The organism is Pseudomonas arvensis (genome assembly GCF_056688935.1).
On record NZ_CP162038.1, the window covers coordinates 5,980,378 to 5,993,986 of the forward strand.

The window sequence follows — 13,609 nt, forward strand, 5'->3', positions numbered from 1 at the left end:
CGATCCGGCTGGCGGGCGGTGGCGGTCAGTTGTTGGTTATTGGCAGAAAATCGGTAGTCCGTTGCGTTATAGCTTAAAGATATTCATGTAACAAATTAAATACCTTTAAAGAATAAGCGAATGCATAAGCCCGGCACCCTTTCGTCAGGATTATGTGCAGCAATCCCGCTAGTTTCAGCCCCGGTTCAGCCTGGGCTCGCATCAAACCGTCAAAATAGTGCGCACATCACGACCCACTTAGCCGCCCATCAAACCGACTACCGAGGTCGCACCCATGAAAAGATTCCGACTGCCTGGCCTGTTATTGCTGGCCCAGGCCACCACCGCGCTGGCCAGCGAAGCGCCCGTTACCGAAGACGACAAAGGCTTCTGGTACGCGCAGACCAGCGTCTATACCCGCCACTTCGCGCCGGATAAGGACCACAACAACAACCAGGACCTGATTGGCCTGGAGCGCAATGAGGCATCAGGGTGGGTGTATGGCGGGGCGACCTTTCGCAACTCGTTCAGCCAGCGCTCGTACTACGCTTACGCGGGCAAGCGCTATGACATGAACGACTATCCGGTGTACCTGAAGGTTACGGGCGGGGCGATCCAGGGCTATCGCGGCAAGTACCGCGACAAGATCCCCTTGAACCGTTTCGGCGTGGCGCCGGTGATCATTCCGTCAGTAGGCACCTATTACGGGCCGGTGGCGGCGGAGTTGGTGTTGCTGGGGTTCAATGCGGCGATGGTGACGACCGGCGTGCGCTTTTAAGGGCGCGGCGCGTAGGCGAATACGTCGGCGCGCATCTGGTGCGCATCCATGCCAGCGTCGACCAGCGCATCCAAGGTGCCGTAGATCATCGCCGGTGAACCGCTGGCGTAGACGTGTACAGACTTGAGATCGACGATGTCCTCGCACACGGCTTCATGGAGCAAACCGCAGCGCCCTTCCCAGCCGCACAAATCGCTGACGACTTTGTGCAGGAACAGGTTAGGCAATTGCAGCCACTGGTCCCAGTGCTCGATATCGTAAAAGTCTTCCGGGCGACGCACGCCCCAGTACAGGTGCACCGGGTGCTTGAAGCCGGAGGCGCGGCAATGTTCGATCAGGCTGTGCATCTGCGCCATGCCGGTGCCGGCGGCGATCAACACCAGCGGACCGTCCGGCAACTCGGCCAGGTGAGTGTCACCAAACGGCAGTTCTACGCGGGCCATCCGGTTACGTTGCAGTTGTTCCAGCAGGCTGCGCGCACTGTCCTCGCGGGCCAGCACATGCAGTTCCAGCTCGCGTCCGGCGTGAGGCGCCGATGCCAGGGAAAAGGCTGATTTCTCGCCATTTTCCCGTTCGATCATCAGGTACTGCCCGGCGTGGTAACGCACCGTCTTGCCGGCCGGAGCCCGCAGGCGCACGCGCCACACATCACCACCGACCTCTACGCATTCACTCAATTGGCACGACAACTTGCGCAACGGCAACTCTCCCGGCGCCAGCACGCCATCCCACAACACAATGCAATCTTCCAGCGGTTCGGCGATGCAGGTGTAGAACTCACCGTGATCGCGTACCTCACCGGCTTGCTGCACCCGACCTTCCACCAGCAGCGCGGCACACACATGGCACACGCCGTTGCGACAGGCCTGGGGGCATTCGTAGCCCAGGCGGCGCGCGCCTTCGAGGATTCGCTCGCCGGGGACCAGCTCCAGCACAGCGCCGGAAGGTTGCAGGGTTACACGCATCAATCTATTCCCAATTCTTTCCACATCGCATCGACGCGCGCGGTCACGGCTTCATCCTTGACGATCACCCGACCCCATTCGCGGGTGGTTTCACCCGGCCATTTGTGGGTGGCATCCAGGCCCATCTTGGAGCCAAGGCCAGATACCGGCGACGCGAAGTCGAGGTAGTCGATCGGCGTGTTGTCGATCATCACCGTATCGCGCTTGGGGTCCATGCGCGTGGTGATGGCCCAGATCACGTCGTTCCAGTCGCGGGCGTTGATGTCGTCGTCGGTGACAATAACGAACTTGGTGTACATGAACTGTCGCAAAAACGACCACACACCCAGCATGACGCGCTTGGCATGGCCCGGATACGACTTCTTCATGGTCACGATGGCCATGCGATACGAACAGCCTTCCGGCGGCAGGTAGAAGTCGGTGATTTCCGGGAATTGCTTTTGCAGGATCGGCACGAACACTTCGTTGAGTGCCACGCCGAGAATCGCCGGCTCATCCGGTGGACGGCCGGTGTAGGTGCTGTGGTAGATCGGCTTGATCCGGTGGGTGATGCGCTCGACGGTGAACACCGGGAAGCTGTCGACTTCGTTGTAGTAGCCGGTGTGGTCGCCGTAAGGGCCTTCGTCGGCCATCTCGCCAGGGTGGATCACGCCTTCGAGGATGATTTCAGCAGTGGCCGGCACTTGCAGGTCGTTGCCACGGCACTTCACCAGCTCGGTGCGGTTGCCGCGCAGCAGACCGGCGAAGGCGTATTCGGACAGGCTGTCCGGCACCGGGGTCACGGCGCCGAGGATGGTGGCCGGGTCGGCGCCCAGGGCCACGGAGACCGGGAACGGCTGGCCGGGGTGTTTTTCGCACCACTCACGGAAGTCCAGCGCGCCGCCACGGTGGCTCAGCCAACGCATGATCACCTTGTTGCGGCCGATCACTTGCTGACGGTAGATGCCGAGGTTCTGACGGTCCTTGTTCGGGCCTTTGGTGACAGTCAGGCCCCAGGTGATCAGCGGGCCGACGTCGCCAGGCCAGCAGGTTTGCACCGGGAGCATGGCCAGGTCGACGTCATCGCCCTCAATGACCACTTCCTGGCACACGGCGTCCTTGACCACCTTGGGCGCCATGGCAATGATCTTGCGGAAGATCGGCAACTTCGACCAGGCGTCCTTCAAGCCCTTGGGCGGCTCGGGCTCCTTGAGGAAGGCCAGCAGCTTGCCGATCTCGCGCAGTTCGCTGACCGACTCGGCGCCCATGCCGAACGCCACGCGGTCGGGCGTGCCGAACAGGTTGCCGAGCACCGGAATATCAAAGCCGGTCGGGTTTTCGAACAGCAGCGCCGGGCCCTTGTTACGCAGGGTGCGGTCGCAAATCTCAGTCATTTCCAGCACCGGGGACACCGGCACCTGGATGCGTTTCAACTCTCCGCGCTGCTCAAGTTGCTGCACGAAATCCCGAAGATCCTTGAATTTCATTAACCATGCCACCCGTAAAATAGGCGTACATCCTACCTGCTCTGAGGCTGGCTGGCAGCCTATCGCGGTGCTTTTGGGTGCCAACGGTGCTTAAAAAGCAGGCGAAAAAAAATGGCGCCCCTGAGGGCGCCATTTTTTCGGACCTGAAACGTCGTATTACTTACGCTTCATTGACAGGAAGAACTCGTCGTTGGTCTTGGTGGTTTTCAGCTTGTCGATCAGGAACTCGATGGCCGCGACTTCGTCCATCGGGTGCAGCAGCTTGCGCAGGATCCACATGCGCTGCAGTTCGTCGTCGGCTGTCAGCAACTCTTCGCGGCGGGTGCCGGAACGGTTGATGTTGATCGCCGGGAACACACGCTTTTCTGCGATGCGACGGTCCAAAGGCAGTTCCATGTTGCCGGTACCCTTGAACTCTTCGTAGATCACTTCGTCCATCTTCGAACCGGTTTCAACCAGTGCGGTGGCGATGATGGTCAGCGAGCCGCCTTCTTCGATGTTCCGCGCAGCGCCGAAGAAACGCTTCGGTTTCTCCAGGGCGTGGGCATCGACACCACCGGTCAATACCTTGCCGGAGCTCGGGATCACGGTGTTGTAGGCACGGGCCAGACGGGTGATGGAGTCGAGCAGGATCACCACGTCCTTCTTGTGTTCGACCAGGCGCTTGGCCTTCTCGATCACCATTTCGGCAACCTGCACGTGGCGGGTTGGCGGCTCATCGAACGTCGAGGCAACCACTTCGCCGCGCACGGTGCGCTGCATTTCGGTTACTTCTTCCGGACGTTCATCGATCAGCAATACGATCAGGTGAACTTCAGGGTTGTTACGTGCGATGTTCGCTGCAATGTTCTGCAGCATGATCGTTTTACCGGCTTTCGGCGGTGCGACGATCAGGCCACGCTGGCCTTTGCCGATCGGGGCGCACAGGTCGATTACACGACCGGTCAAGTCTTCGGTGGAACCGTTACCGGCTTCCATCTTCATGCGCACGGTCGGGAACAGCGGGGTCAGGTTCTCGAAGAGAATCTTGTTTTTCGCGTTCTCTGGACGATCGAAGTTGATCGTATCGACCTTGAGCAGGGCGAAGTAACGCTCGCCTTCCTTCGGAGGGCGGATCTTGCCAACGATGGTGTCACCGGTGCGCAAGTTGAAGCGACGGATCTGGCTCGGCGAGACGTAGATATCGTCTGGGCCGGCGAGATAGGAGGCGTCTGCAGAGCGGAGGAAGCCGAAGCCGTCCTGGAGAATCTCCAGCACGCCATCACCGGAGATTTCCTCGCCGCTTTTCGCGTGCTTCTTGAGCAGGGAGAAAATCACGTCCTGCTTGCGCGAACGGGCCATATTTTCTATGCCCATTTCTTCGGCCAGTTGGAGCAGGTCGGTAATCGGCTTTTGCTTGAGTTCAGTCAGATTCATATAGGAATGACGTAATCATTTATGGAGGGGGGGAAATTAAGCTTTTGGCTTAATGAGGCCGCGCCGCAGAGAAGGCGACAGGATCGCGTACTAATCGAAAAGGAATGCGTCGGCGACGGCTTGCAGGGGGCAGTGGAGAAACCAGTGCGGGGCCGAATGTACCACCTGAGTTTCGGAGCGTCTAGCCCTGTTTAACGAAAAAGCCCCGCGATTTGCGGGGCCTTTTTGACGACGCTTAGATGTTGGCGTCGAGGAAAGCTTGCAGCTGGGACTTCGACAGCGCGCCCACTTTAGTGGCTTCGACGTTGCCGTTCTTGAACAGCATCAGCGTAGGAATACCGCGCACGCCGTGCTTGGCCGGGGTTTCCTGGTTATCGTCGATGTTCAGCTTGGCAATGGTCAGCTTGCCTTCGTAAGTGGTTGCAATGTCGTCCAGGACCGGAGCGATCATTTTGCAAGGGCCACACCATTCAGCCCAGTAGTCAACCAGCACCGGGCCGTCAGCCTTGAGTACTTCGGCCTCAAAGGTCGCGTCGGTGACGTGCTTGATAAGATCGTTGCTCATGGATGTCTCCGGATTGTAAGCAAAAAAAACGTTGCCCATCATAGCCGCCCTTCCCCCGTTCAGGAAGCCGCCTCTGATTGAGTCTTGCTATGGTGGTGCATGAGTTTGGGTATGGCCCGACTCACGGCGTGACAGGCGTCACGAAGGCAATGCCCGTACGCAACGCCGCGTTCCGTACGTGCTCCTGCATGGTTTTCTGTGCCGCCGCACTGGCGCGGCGGGCCAGTGCGCGCAGTATCTTGCGATGTTCCTGCCAGGTTTCCATGGCCCGCTCTGGCCGGATGAACGGTAGTTTCTGGCTCTCCAGGAACACCTCGGCGCTGGCACTCAGGATACTCACCATTGCCTGGTTGCCACTGGCCAGCAGGATGCGCTGGTGAAATTCGAAGTCCAATCGCGCCGCCGCTTCGAAGTCGCCGGCCTTGAGCACCTTGCGCATCGCCTCGACGTTATCCTCAAGACTGTCCAATTCATCGATGGTCAGCGTCACCGCCGCCAGCCCCGCCGCAAAGCCCTCCAGGGCATAGCGCAGCTGGAAGATATCCAGCGGCGTGGCCTGAGCCGCGAACGGCCAGGCAAATCCCGGCGCCTCTTCAGCCGCCTGCACGAATACACCTTTGCCCGGCTGCACGCTGACCAAGCCCAAAGCACTCAAGGACGACAATGCCTCGCGCAACGACGCCCGACTCACGCCCAACTGCACCGCCAGGTCGCGCTGGGACGGCAATGCGTCGCCCGGCACAAAACCCTGTTCCTTGATCAGTTTGCGGATGGCCTGCAGGGCCGCTTCCGGTACGGCTTGGGCGATGGAATTCATAAAAAACTCAAGGTTCCAGACAACTGAGTGGCTAGTTGTAAAGCTAATCGCGGCCGGCGGCAAGCCACGCCCCAAAGGGGCTCGCGGGGTTTTATCGGCGCTCGAAAAGAGTGCGAAAAGCTCACTCACTGTTCAGACCAGTAAGACCACAGCACCTCAACAAATCCCAGCCCCGCACGCCATTCCCTGCGTGCTGGCATGGGCTATGCACTGAGCAAATTCAGAAAATTCCTTCGCCCTTCTCGGAGAGTTGCCATGACCAAGCGCTACAGCGCCCTGCTCACTGCCCTGTTTGCCAGCCTGATGCTCATCCAGGCACCCGCCCAGGCCAACGGTCTGGACGATATTGTCGCCCGTGGCACCCTCAAGGTCGCCGTGCCCCAGGACTTCCCGCCATTCGGCTCGGTCGGCCCGGACATGAAGCCACGCGGCCTGGATATCGACACCGCCAAGCTGCTGGCCGACCAACTCAAGGTCAAACTGGAGCTGACCCCGGTCAACAGCACCAACCGCATCCCGTTCCTCACCACCGGCAAGGTCGACCTGGTGATCTCAAGCCTGGGCAAGAACCCTGAGCGGGAAAAGGTCATCGACTTCTCCAAGGCTTACGCGCCGTTCTACCTGGCGGTGTTCGGCCCACCGGATGCCGCCATCAGCAGCCTCGACGACCTCAAGGGCAAGACCATCAGCGTGACCCGTGGCGCCATCGAAGACATCGAGCTGACCGCCGTAGCGCCCAAGGAAGCCACCATCAAGCGCTTCGAAGACAACAACTCGACCATCGCCGCCTACCTGGCCGGCCAAGTTGACCTGATCGCCAGCGGCAACGTGGTGATGGTCGCGATCAGCGAACGCAACCCAAAACGCGTGCCGGCGCTGAAGGTAAAACTCAAGGACTCGCCGGTGTACGTCGGCGTAAACAAAAACGAGCCGGCGCTGCTGGAGAAGGTCAACCAGATCCTGGTCGCGGGCAAGGCTGACGGCAGCCTGCAAAAGAACGCGATGCAGTGGCTCAAAGAGCCGCTGCCTGCTGATCTCTGATACGACGGAGCTGACTTCATGGCGTATCAATTTGACTTTGTACCCGTGCTGGCCAATACCGACCTGCTGCTGCGCGGCGCGCTGTTCACCCTTGAGCTGACGGCCATCGGCGCGATCCTCGGCGTGGCCCTGGGTACCGTCGGCGCGGTGGTGCGGGCATGGAAGATCCAGCCGTTTGCCTGGTTCTTCGGCGTCTATGTCGAGTTGATCCGCAACACGCCGTTCCTGGTGCAACTGTTCTTCATCTTCTTCGGCCTGCCGTCCCTGGGGCTAAAGATTACCGAGTGGCAGGCGGCCGTATTGGCGATGGTAATCAACCTGGGGGCCTACTCCACGGAGATTATCCGCGCCGGCATCCAGGCCATTCCCCGTGGGCAGCTGGAAGCTGCAGCAGCGTTGGCGATGACGCGCTTCGAGGCGTTCCGCCACGTGGTGCTGCTACCGGCGCTGGGCAAGGTGTGGCCGGCCCTGAGCAGCCAGATCATCATCGTGATGCTCGGTTCGGCGGTGTGTTCGCAGATCGCCACCGAAGAGCTGAGCTTCGCCGCCAACTTTATCCAATCGCGCAATTTCCGCGCATTTGAAACCTATGCCCTGACCACCCTGGTGTACCTGTGCATGGCGCTGATGATTCGCCAGTTGCTCAACTGGATCGGCCGCTGCTTTGTGATGAGGAACAGCCGATGAGTGATTTTTCCTTCTGGGACATCGTGCGCAATCTGCTGACCGGCTTGCAGTGGACACTGTTGCTGTCGCTGGTGGCGTTTATCGGCGGCGGCCTGATCGGCTTGCTGGTGATGACCATGCGCATCAGCAACAAGGTGTTCGCGCGCAATGTTGCGCGCACCTATATCGAACTGTTCCAGGGCACGCCGCTGCTGATGCAACTGTTCCTGGTGTTCTTCGGCATCGCCTTGCTGGGAATTGATATTTCGCCCTGGCTGGCGGCAGCGATTGCCCTCACTTTATTTACCAGCGCCTACCTCGCCGAAATCTGGCGCGGCTGCGTCGACTCCATCGCCCACGGGCAGTGGGAAGCCTCGGCCAGCCTGGCGCTTAATCCGCTGGAGCAACTGCGCTATGTGATCCTGCCCCAGGCGCTGCGCATTGCCGTCGCGCCAACGGTGGGGTTCTCGGTGCAGGTGGTCAAAGGCACCGCAGTCACCTCGATCATCGGCTTCACCGAATTGACCAAGACCGGCGGCATGCTCGCCAACGCTACCTTCGAGCCCTTCATGGTCTACGGCCTGGTGGCCCTCGGTTACTTCCTGCTCTGCTACCCCTTGTCCCTCAGTGCGCGCTATCTGGAAAGGAGACTGCATGCCTCTGCTTAGAATTTCCGCCCTGCATAAGTATTACGGCGATCACCACGTCCTCAAAGGCATCGACCTGACCGTTGAAGAAGGCCAGGTGGTAGCGATCATCGGCCGCAGTGGCTCGGGCAAGTCCACCTTGCTGCGCACCCTCAACGGCCTGGAATCGATCAACGACGGCGTGATCGAAGTCGACGGCGAATACCTCGACGCCGCCCGCGCCGACCTGCGCAGCCTGCGGCAGAAAGTCGGTATGGTATTCCAGCAGTTCAACCTGTTCCCGCACCTTACGGTGGGCGAAAACGTGATGCTCGCCCCACAAGTGGTGCAGAAAGTGTCCAAGGCCAAGGCCGCGCAACTGGCAAGACAAATGCTTGAGCGCGTGGGACTGGGCGAGAAGTTCGACGCCTTTCCTGATCGCCTGTCCGGCGGCCAGCAACAGCGCGTCGCCATTGCCCGCGCCCTGGCAATGTCACCCAAAGTGCTGCTGTGCGACGAGATCACCTCGGCCCTGGACCCGGAGCTGGTCAATGAGGTACTCAGCGTCGTCCGTCAGTTGGCCAAGGACGGCATGACCTTGATCATGGTGACCCACGAGATGCGTTTCGCCCGAGAGGTTGGCGACAAGCTGGTGTTCATGCACCAGGGCAAGGTGCATGAAGTTGGCGACCCCAAAAGACTGTTCGCCAACCCGCAAACCCCAGAGCTCGCCAACTTCATCGGTTCAGTGGAGCAGCCGGGCTGACCAGTTCGAAATGACCCTGCCCTTCCAGCAAGGTCTGGCTGCGCACCTGCAAAACGTCGGCGGGCAGCTCGGTGTCGATGTCGACCTGGGCGGTCAGTCGCTTTCCGGCCACCGGTGCCACAAGGACCTGGCCCGGCAATAACTGCCCGTTGACAGCTTCACCGGGCAGATGTGCCACCCCCCACGTGACGGGCTGCCCATCCACCTGGGCATGCTTGAGGGTCAGACGAAAGCGCCCCTCACGACCAAAGCGAAAACCTTGCCCATCGGCCGCCCCGACAAACCGCAATGCCATTGCCGAAGGCTCTGCACAGAGTACGCTCAGGTGCACCGTGCGCGTTCCCAGCGGGAAGGATGCGCTTGGGGCCAGTGTCTCCTTGCGAATAACGCCATAGTCGATACGGGGCTGACTGACGGACACCCGGCAATTTTCAGCCCGTACACCCTGGACCATCAACAATGTGCACATCAGTGCAAAGCCCATACCTTTGCGATCAGCGGCCATGGCACACCGCCGATGCTGTCTCGTAGAACGTGTCATTGTCACGCGGGGTCTCGGTGGCCAGATTCAGCAGGCAGGTAGAAGAGTCCGGCAATGAAACTCGCAGGCTTTGCTCGTTATTGGCGTCGTTCAGGAAAATCATGCCCTCGCCCACCACGCTGGTCAGGAAGCGATTGTTGTTGTCGAACACCGAAGCGCCCTGAGGCAGCGGCCGACCCTGTTGATCAACGGCGGAGAGCAACATGCGGCGCACTGTCACCACATCAAACGCCAGGCTGTTGACCGACCCTCGGCCCGCGGCGAGCACCTGGGTGCCGTTCTTCAGGTCAACACGCTTGGGCAGGGACTGGGTTTGCACTTCGATGCGACTATTGGTGTAGGCCGGCAAGCCGGGGATCACGGCTTGCCCACTGAAGTCGGTCCATACCGGTCCGTGTGGGGTGTCGATTTTCGCGGCGCTGAGCTTGCCCACCGATGCGATGCCAAACGTGTCCTGCACGGCATACGGCGAGAACGTCAACCCACCTTCGTGAGCCACCATGCCGCCTTGCAACTGCCCGGTATAGCTTGTACCCAGCGGGTCCCGATTGACCCCCAGGCCGACGCGGGTGTATCGCGGCATCAGGTCCACCTGACCCCGAACCGATTGCTCCCTGGCACTGAGGTCACGTTCGATACCCACGTCGTAATTCACATACTCATTGACCCGTTCACTGAGCGCGACGCCTGCACGGGCCTGCTTTCCACGATGACTGGTATAGCTGTTCAGGCGACGATCACTGCCCAAGGGCACGCTGACCTGCAAACGCACGGACAGGTCATCGTCCTGGGCGGTGTCGCGCCGCCGGCCTCCACTCGCAGCATCACGGCGTACCTGGCTACCGCCCACTTGCGAGTCGGCGATCAACGCGACATCGGCGTGGCGAAACGACTTGTTCCATGAAGCGAACACATGGTCTGTAGCGTGCCCGTCAAGCTGCGCGCTGCGGGTGTAGCCCAGGGAGAATGCCCCCAGCGTGTTATCGACCCAGCTCAGGCCTGCCGTGTACTGATGACTGAAGCGCGACCCCAGTTCGTCGGCGTTACTCGGGCGACCCGCTTCCAGCACCTCGCGATACCCACGGGTCTGGGTGGTTGCGCTGAGACTGAGGTCGAGATTGCCGTACACCGGGCTGCTCACCGACACACTGCTGCGAGACCCGGATACCGCGTTGCGACTGTCCCGGGACACGTTATGACGTACGCCCACGGAAACCCGCTGGAAAAACACGCTGCTGAGGGTGCCGCCGGCCGACCAGTATTCGTCGGTATTCAACAGGCCAACGCCGGCCGAGGAGTCGCGGCCCAGGCCCCACGTGCCGCTGGCCATGGCGACTACCGGCGACGGCGCCTGCTCTTGCTCGTTTTCACGCACCTTGCCAAGGGAGAAGTAAAAGCCCGGCGCCGCTGGCGCAGCTCCTGCGAAAGAGGCGGCAGGCACCACGAAACTGCGCCTGGCGCCCCGTACATCGATGACGCTGACCTCCAGGTCGCTGGTGCCATTGAGCAAGGGCAGGCCCGTCAGCCTGAAAGGGCCTTCAGGCACCAGCGTGCTGTGAATCAGCACGCCTGCCTGGCGTACTTCAATGCGTGACTGGCTTTGGGCCAACCCTTCTACCACGGCATTGTTGCTGCCCGCCGGCGCCCGCGACTGGCCATCGGGGGAAAACTGCACACCGGACAATTGAATCCCACTGAACAACGGGTTGTTACTGGCGAGTTGGCCTACCTGGAAAGTCGACTGCAACGCAGCGAGGTCTCGCTGGGCATAGGCATACAGGTGCTCGGTACGGGCCACACCATTGTCAGATACATAGAATTGACGACTGCGAACAATCCAGTCACCCACGTTGAAGCCCGCCTCGGTATGGGCCGAGACGAACCGGCTGGGCCCACTGCGCGAATGGCTGTCGAAACCCTGCACGTCATAGTTGAACAACGCCGCCGTACCGCCTCGGGCAAATTGTCCGGCCTCCCATTGCGGCGCACGCAGTGATCCGGTCGGTACCACCAGCGCCACCTCGTCGCTGCCGGGGCGCAGTCGCACCATCGTCGTCGGGAAAGCGCCGAGGAAGTCATGGCAGGCCTGGTCCGCATCAGTCCCCTTGCCAAGCATGCCGCTGGGCGTTACCAACCCGGCTTTCTCCAGCAGCCCAGGGGTAAAACACAGCTGCCCGTTTGAACCGAACCGTGCATCCACCAAGCCAAGGGGGTTCCCGTTAACCCGCAGCCCCACCACCTGAACACCCTCGCGAAAACGCGCCGCACTACGGAAGTAGTCAGACACTTTCGGATCAATGCCATGGGTGGTGAGCGCCGCCAGATCGAACCCCTCGCCCAATTCCAGCGCGGGAGCAAGGCCAGGCAAACTCCATAACGTCGCAAATCCCACAAGCAGCGTGGGTCGGCGGGGCCACAACGACGTCATACGTTTGTTACTCGACAGGTTTGTCATGGAACGATCAATCCCCATTGGCATTGATCGGGGCGCGGTAGTTGTCCGCCGCAAACCCGTAGACCGTGGCCGGCTGGATATTGACGGCAGTCACACCCGCCAACGGCCCATCAACGCTCAACGCCAGCGCTTCCCCCGGCAATAGATAGGCGCGCGGCAGCGTTGCAACGATTTGTTGAGGCAGCAACTGCACCTCCGGCGCCAGGCGCACCACGTAAGCGCTGTCGTTATGAACCGTTAGGCGCTCCCCCACCTGCTTCCACTTCAGCAGCTCCCAAGGGGTGTGATGCAGAAGTAAACCTCGTGGGTGCAGGATCAGCGGCAAGTTCTGTCGCAGGGTGATGCCGATGGTCGTACCGCCAGGGGCTTTAGCCTGGGGAATGCCCTCGAAGGAAACGCGTTTCAACCGCTGGGTCTTCAAGGGCTCTTTCAACGTGCTGATGAAACGCACCAACTGGGTTTCACCTGCCTCTACGCGCGTAATGGGCGGCGTCACAATCAGCAGCGGCTCCACGTCCTCGGGCACGTTCTCGACGACAGAATGAAGCAGCGCCGGTGCCGCATCGGTATTCTTGATGTTTATGGTGGCTTCGCCCTGCTCTTCATAGAGCACAACCAGGGTAGTTTCCGGCAACATGCCGTCCGCCATTGCAAAACTTGCGAAATACAAACACACACTTGCACACAGCAACCGCACATTACTTATTGCTGAAAAACTAAGCACTCAGTACTCCCCGCAACATTTAAGTTGACGATTGACGCCCACATAAAAACAGCCGACAAGAAACATAGGGTTTCAGGCCGGCTGTAGTTCAGTCGCTTAGATGTAATTCAACTCAAGCGTTGCACGCCCATCAAGGGTAATGTCACGGCTCAGGTCCAGATCCTGACCTTTGTTGATCACCGCCCTCACAGCAATAGTTCCGGTCAACTGAGTGATCATGGCGGGAACCGCGGTTGTACTGCTGCGCCACGAATGTTGACTAGGCGACTGGGCAACTTTGCCGTCGCTGTTCTGCCACGCGCCGGTGCTCACACGTACGATGGGACTGAGCACTGTGGACGACGACCGGAGGTCCTTGAGGGTAACCGCAAAGCCGCCGGTCCTGCGACCAGAGGCGCTCCCCAAGCCGTAGTTATGAGCCTCGGTATAACCTGCCCCCAGTGCATTGAGGATGCCTGGCACTTTGCTGCCAGCCTGCAGGTCGACAAACTTCAGCCCGAACTGAGCAGCCGTGGTGCCACAGTTGATACTCAGGGGAGTGGTCATTTCCGCGAGCGGGTTGAACGCCGTCGGAAGCAGTTTGCCCGAAGGGATGATGCCGTAGTTGATAATGCCGCCACCGGTCATGCTGAGGTTGCAGGCGGCAGGTTTGATCGTACCCCTGACGATCAGTTCTGCACTGGTGGATGCCTGAGCGTTAAAGGCCGCAGCCAGATAAGCAATACCAAGAGTCAATCCAACAATTTTCTTCATATTCGACCTGTCACTGAAAGTTTTCAGGCGTATTTATTTTTGTCTTGAATT

The 13,609-nt window shown here is 60.1% G+C and carries 14 protein-coding genes; 5 read left to right on the forward strand and 9 right to left on the reverse strand.

Annotated elements, in window-relative coordinates; genetic code table 11:
• Positions 1-274 precede the first annotated feature (274 nt).
• Positions 275-757, forward strand: a complete 483-nt coding sequence (locus tag AB3G88_RS27305) for a sn-glycerol-3-phosphate transporter (protein WP_099585942.1) — start codon at positions 275-277, stop codon at positions 755-757.
• On the opposite strand, the gene AB3G88_RS27310 is transcribed toward AB3G88_RS27305, so the two are convergent.
• From AB3G88_RS27310 to AB3G88_RS27330, 5 genes are all read right to left on the reverse strand, one after another.
• Complete coding sequence (locus AB3G88_RS27310) at positions 754-1,722, reverse strand: CDP-6-deoxy-delta-3,4-glucoseen reductase (RefSeq protein ID WP_480452490.1); 969 nt, start codon at positions 1,720-1,722, stop codon at positions 754-756. The two genes, AB3G88_RS27305 and AB3G88_RS27310, sit on opposite strands and share 4 nt — an antisense overlap.
• A complete protein-coding gene (ubiD, locus tag AB3G88_RS27315) occupies positions 1,722-3,188 on the reverse strand; it encodes a 4-hydroxy-3-polyprenylbenzoate decarboxylase (protein ID WP_038444369.1) in 1,467 nt (488 codons plus the stop codon). Before ubiD ends, AB3G88_RS27310 begins: the two co-directional genes overlap by 1 nt.
• A 156-nt stretch (positions 3,189-3,344) precedes the next feature.
• A complete protein-coding gene (gene rho, locus AB3G88_RS27320) occupies positions 3,345-4,604 on the reverse strand; it encodes a transcription termination factor Rho (protein WP_003176825.1) in 1,260 nt (419 codons plus the stop codon).
• A gap of 235 nt (positions 4,605-4,839) precedes the next feature.
• Complete coding sequence (gene trxA / locus AB3G88_RS27325) at positions 4,840-5,169, reverse strand: thioredoxin TrxA (protein WP_099585944.1); 330 nt, start codon at positions 5,167-5,169, stop codon at positions 4,840-4,842.
• A 121-nt stretch (positions 5,170-5,290) separates the two neighbouring features.
• A complete protein-coding gene (locus tag AB3G88_RS27330) occupies positions 5,291-5,986 on the reverse strand; it encodes a FadR/GntR family transcriptional regulator (protein ID WP_099585945.1) in 696 nt (231 codons plus the stop codon).
• Between the two features lie 255 nt (positions 5,987-6,241).
• Between AB3G88_RS27330 and AB3G88_RS27335 the strand changes: the two genes are divergently transcribed.
• From AB3G88_RS27335 to AB3G88_RS27350, 4 genes are read left to right on the forward strand one after another with little or no spacing between them, the layout of a single operon-like run.
• Positions 6,242-7,027 (forward strand): transporter substrate-binding domain-containing protein, encoded by a 786-nt coding sequence (locus AB3G88_RS27335; protein ID WP_099585946.1) that lies wholly within the window; start codon positions 6,242-6,244, stop codon positions 7,025-7,027.
• 18 nt (positions 7,028-7,045) lie between these two features.
• Positions 7,046-7,714, forward strand: coding sequence for an amino acid ABC transporter permease (locus AB3G88_RS27340; RefSeq protein WP_480452493.1), 669 nt, complete (start codon positions 7,046-7,048; stop codon positions 7,712-7,714).
• Positions 7,711-8,361, forward strand: a complete 651-nt coding sequence (locus AB3G88_RS27345) for an amino acid ABC transporter permease (RefSeq protein WP_191946727.1) — start codon at positions 7,711-7,713, stop codon at positions 8,359-8,361. Before AB3G88_RS27340 ends, AB3G88_RS27345 begins: the two co-directional genes overlap by 4 nt.
• On the forward strand, positions 8,348-9,085 hold the full coding sequence (locus tag AB3G88_RS27350; RefSeq protein ID WP_400528928.1) for an amino acid ABC transporter ATP-binding protein: 738 nt from the start codon (positions 8,348-8,350) through the stop codon (positions 9,083-9,085). The genes AB3G88_RS27345 and AB3G88_RS27350 overlap by 14 nt, the downstream gene beginning before the upstream one ends.
• On the opposite strand, the gene AB3G88_RS27355 is transcribed toward AB3G88_RS27350, so the two are convergent.
• From AB3G88_RS27355 to AB3G88_RS27370, 4 genes are all read right to left on the reverse strand, one after another.
• Positions 9,057-9,590, reverse strand: a complete 534-nt coding sequence (locus AB3G88_RS27355; RefSeq protein ID WP_400528925.1) for a DUF1120 domain-containing protein — start codon at positions 9,588-9,590, stop codon at positions 9,057-9,059. The two genes, AB3G88_RS27350 and AB3G88_RS27355, sit on opposite strands and share 29 nt — an antisense overlap.
• A complete protein-coding gene (locus AB3G88_RS27360; RefSeq protein WP_480452497.1) occupies positions 9,580-12,081 on the reverse strand; it encodes a fimbria/pilus outer membrane usher protein in 2,502 nt (833 codons plus the stop codon). The genes AB3G88_RS27355 and AB3G88_RS27360 overlap by 11 nt, the downstream gene beginning before the upstream one ends.
• Positions 12,082-12,088: 7 nt before the next feature.
• Positions 12,089-12,778, reverse strand: a complete 690-nt coding sequence (locus AB3G88_RS27365; RefSeq protein WP_480454479.1) for a fimbria/pilus chaperone family protein — start codon at positions 12,776-12,778, stop codon at positions 12,089-12,091.
• Between the two features lie 123 nt (positions 12,779-12,901).
• Positions 12,902-13,558, reverse strand: a complete 657-nt coding sequence (locus AB3G88_RS27370) for a DUF1120 domain-containing protein (RefSeq protein WP_158879208.1) — start codon at positions 13,556-13,558, stop codon at positions 12,902-12,904.
• Between the last annotated feature and the right edge of the window lie 51 nt (positions 13,559-13,609).

Coding starts and splice junctions, on each gene's coding strand:
- AB3G88_RS27330 (WP_099585945.1), bottom strand. CDS start 5,986: ATGAATTCCATCGCCCAAGCCGTACCGGAAGCGGCCCTGCAGGCCATC.
- AB3G88_RS27340 (WP_480452493.1), top strand. CDS start 7,046: ATGGCGTATCAATTTGACTTTGTACCCGTGCTGGCCAATACCGACCTG.
- rho (WP_003176825.1), bottom strand. CDS start 4,604: ATGAATCTGACTGAACTCAAGCAAAAGCCGATTACCGACCTGCTCCAA.
- AB3G88_RS27360 (WP_480452497.1), bottom strand. CDS start 12,081: ATGACAAACCTGTCGAGTAACAAACGTATGACGTCGTTGTGGCCCCGC.
- ubiD (WP_038444369.1), bottom strand. CDS start 3,188: ATGAAATTCAAGGATCTTCGGGATTTCGTGCAGCAACTTGAGCAGCGC.
- trxA (WP_099585944.1), bottom strand. CDS start 5,169: ATGAGCAACGATCTTATCAAGCACGTCACCGACGCGACCTTTGAGGCC.
- AB3G88_RS27305 (WP_099585942.1), top strand. CDS start 275: ATGAAAAGATTCCGACTGCCTGGCCTGTTATTGCTGGCCCAGGCCACC.
- AB3G88_RS27335 (WP_099585946.1), top strand. CDS start 6,242: ATGACCAAGCGCTACAGCGCCCTGCTCACTGCCCTGTTTGCCAGCCTG.
- AB3G88_RS27355 (WP_400528925.1), bottom strand. CDS start 9,590: ATGGCCGCTGATCGCAAAGGTATGGGCTTTGCACTGATGTGCACATTG.
- AB3G88_RS27345 (WP_191946727.1), top strand. CDS start 7,711: ATGAGTGATTTTTCCTTCTGGGACATCGTGCGCAATCTGCTGACCGGC.
- AB3G88_RS27350 (WP_400528928.1), top strand. CDS start 8,348: ATGCCTCTGCTTAGAATTTCCGCCCTGCATAAGTATTACGGCGATCAC.
- AB3G88_RS27370 (WP_158879208.1), bottom strand. CDS start 13,558: ATGAAGAAAATTGTTGGATTGACTCTTGGTATTGCTTATCTGGCTGCG.
- AB3G88_RS27310 (WP_480452490.1), bottom strand. CDS start 1,722: ATGCGTGTAACCCTGCAACCTTCCGGCGCTGTGCTGGAGCTGGTCCCC.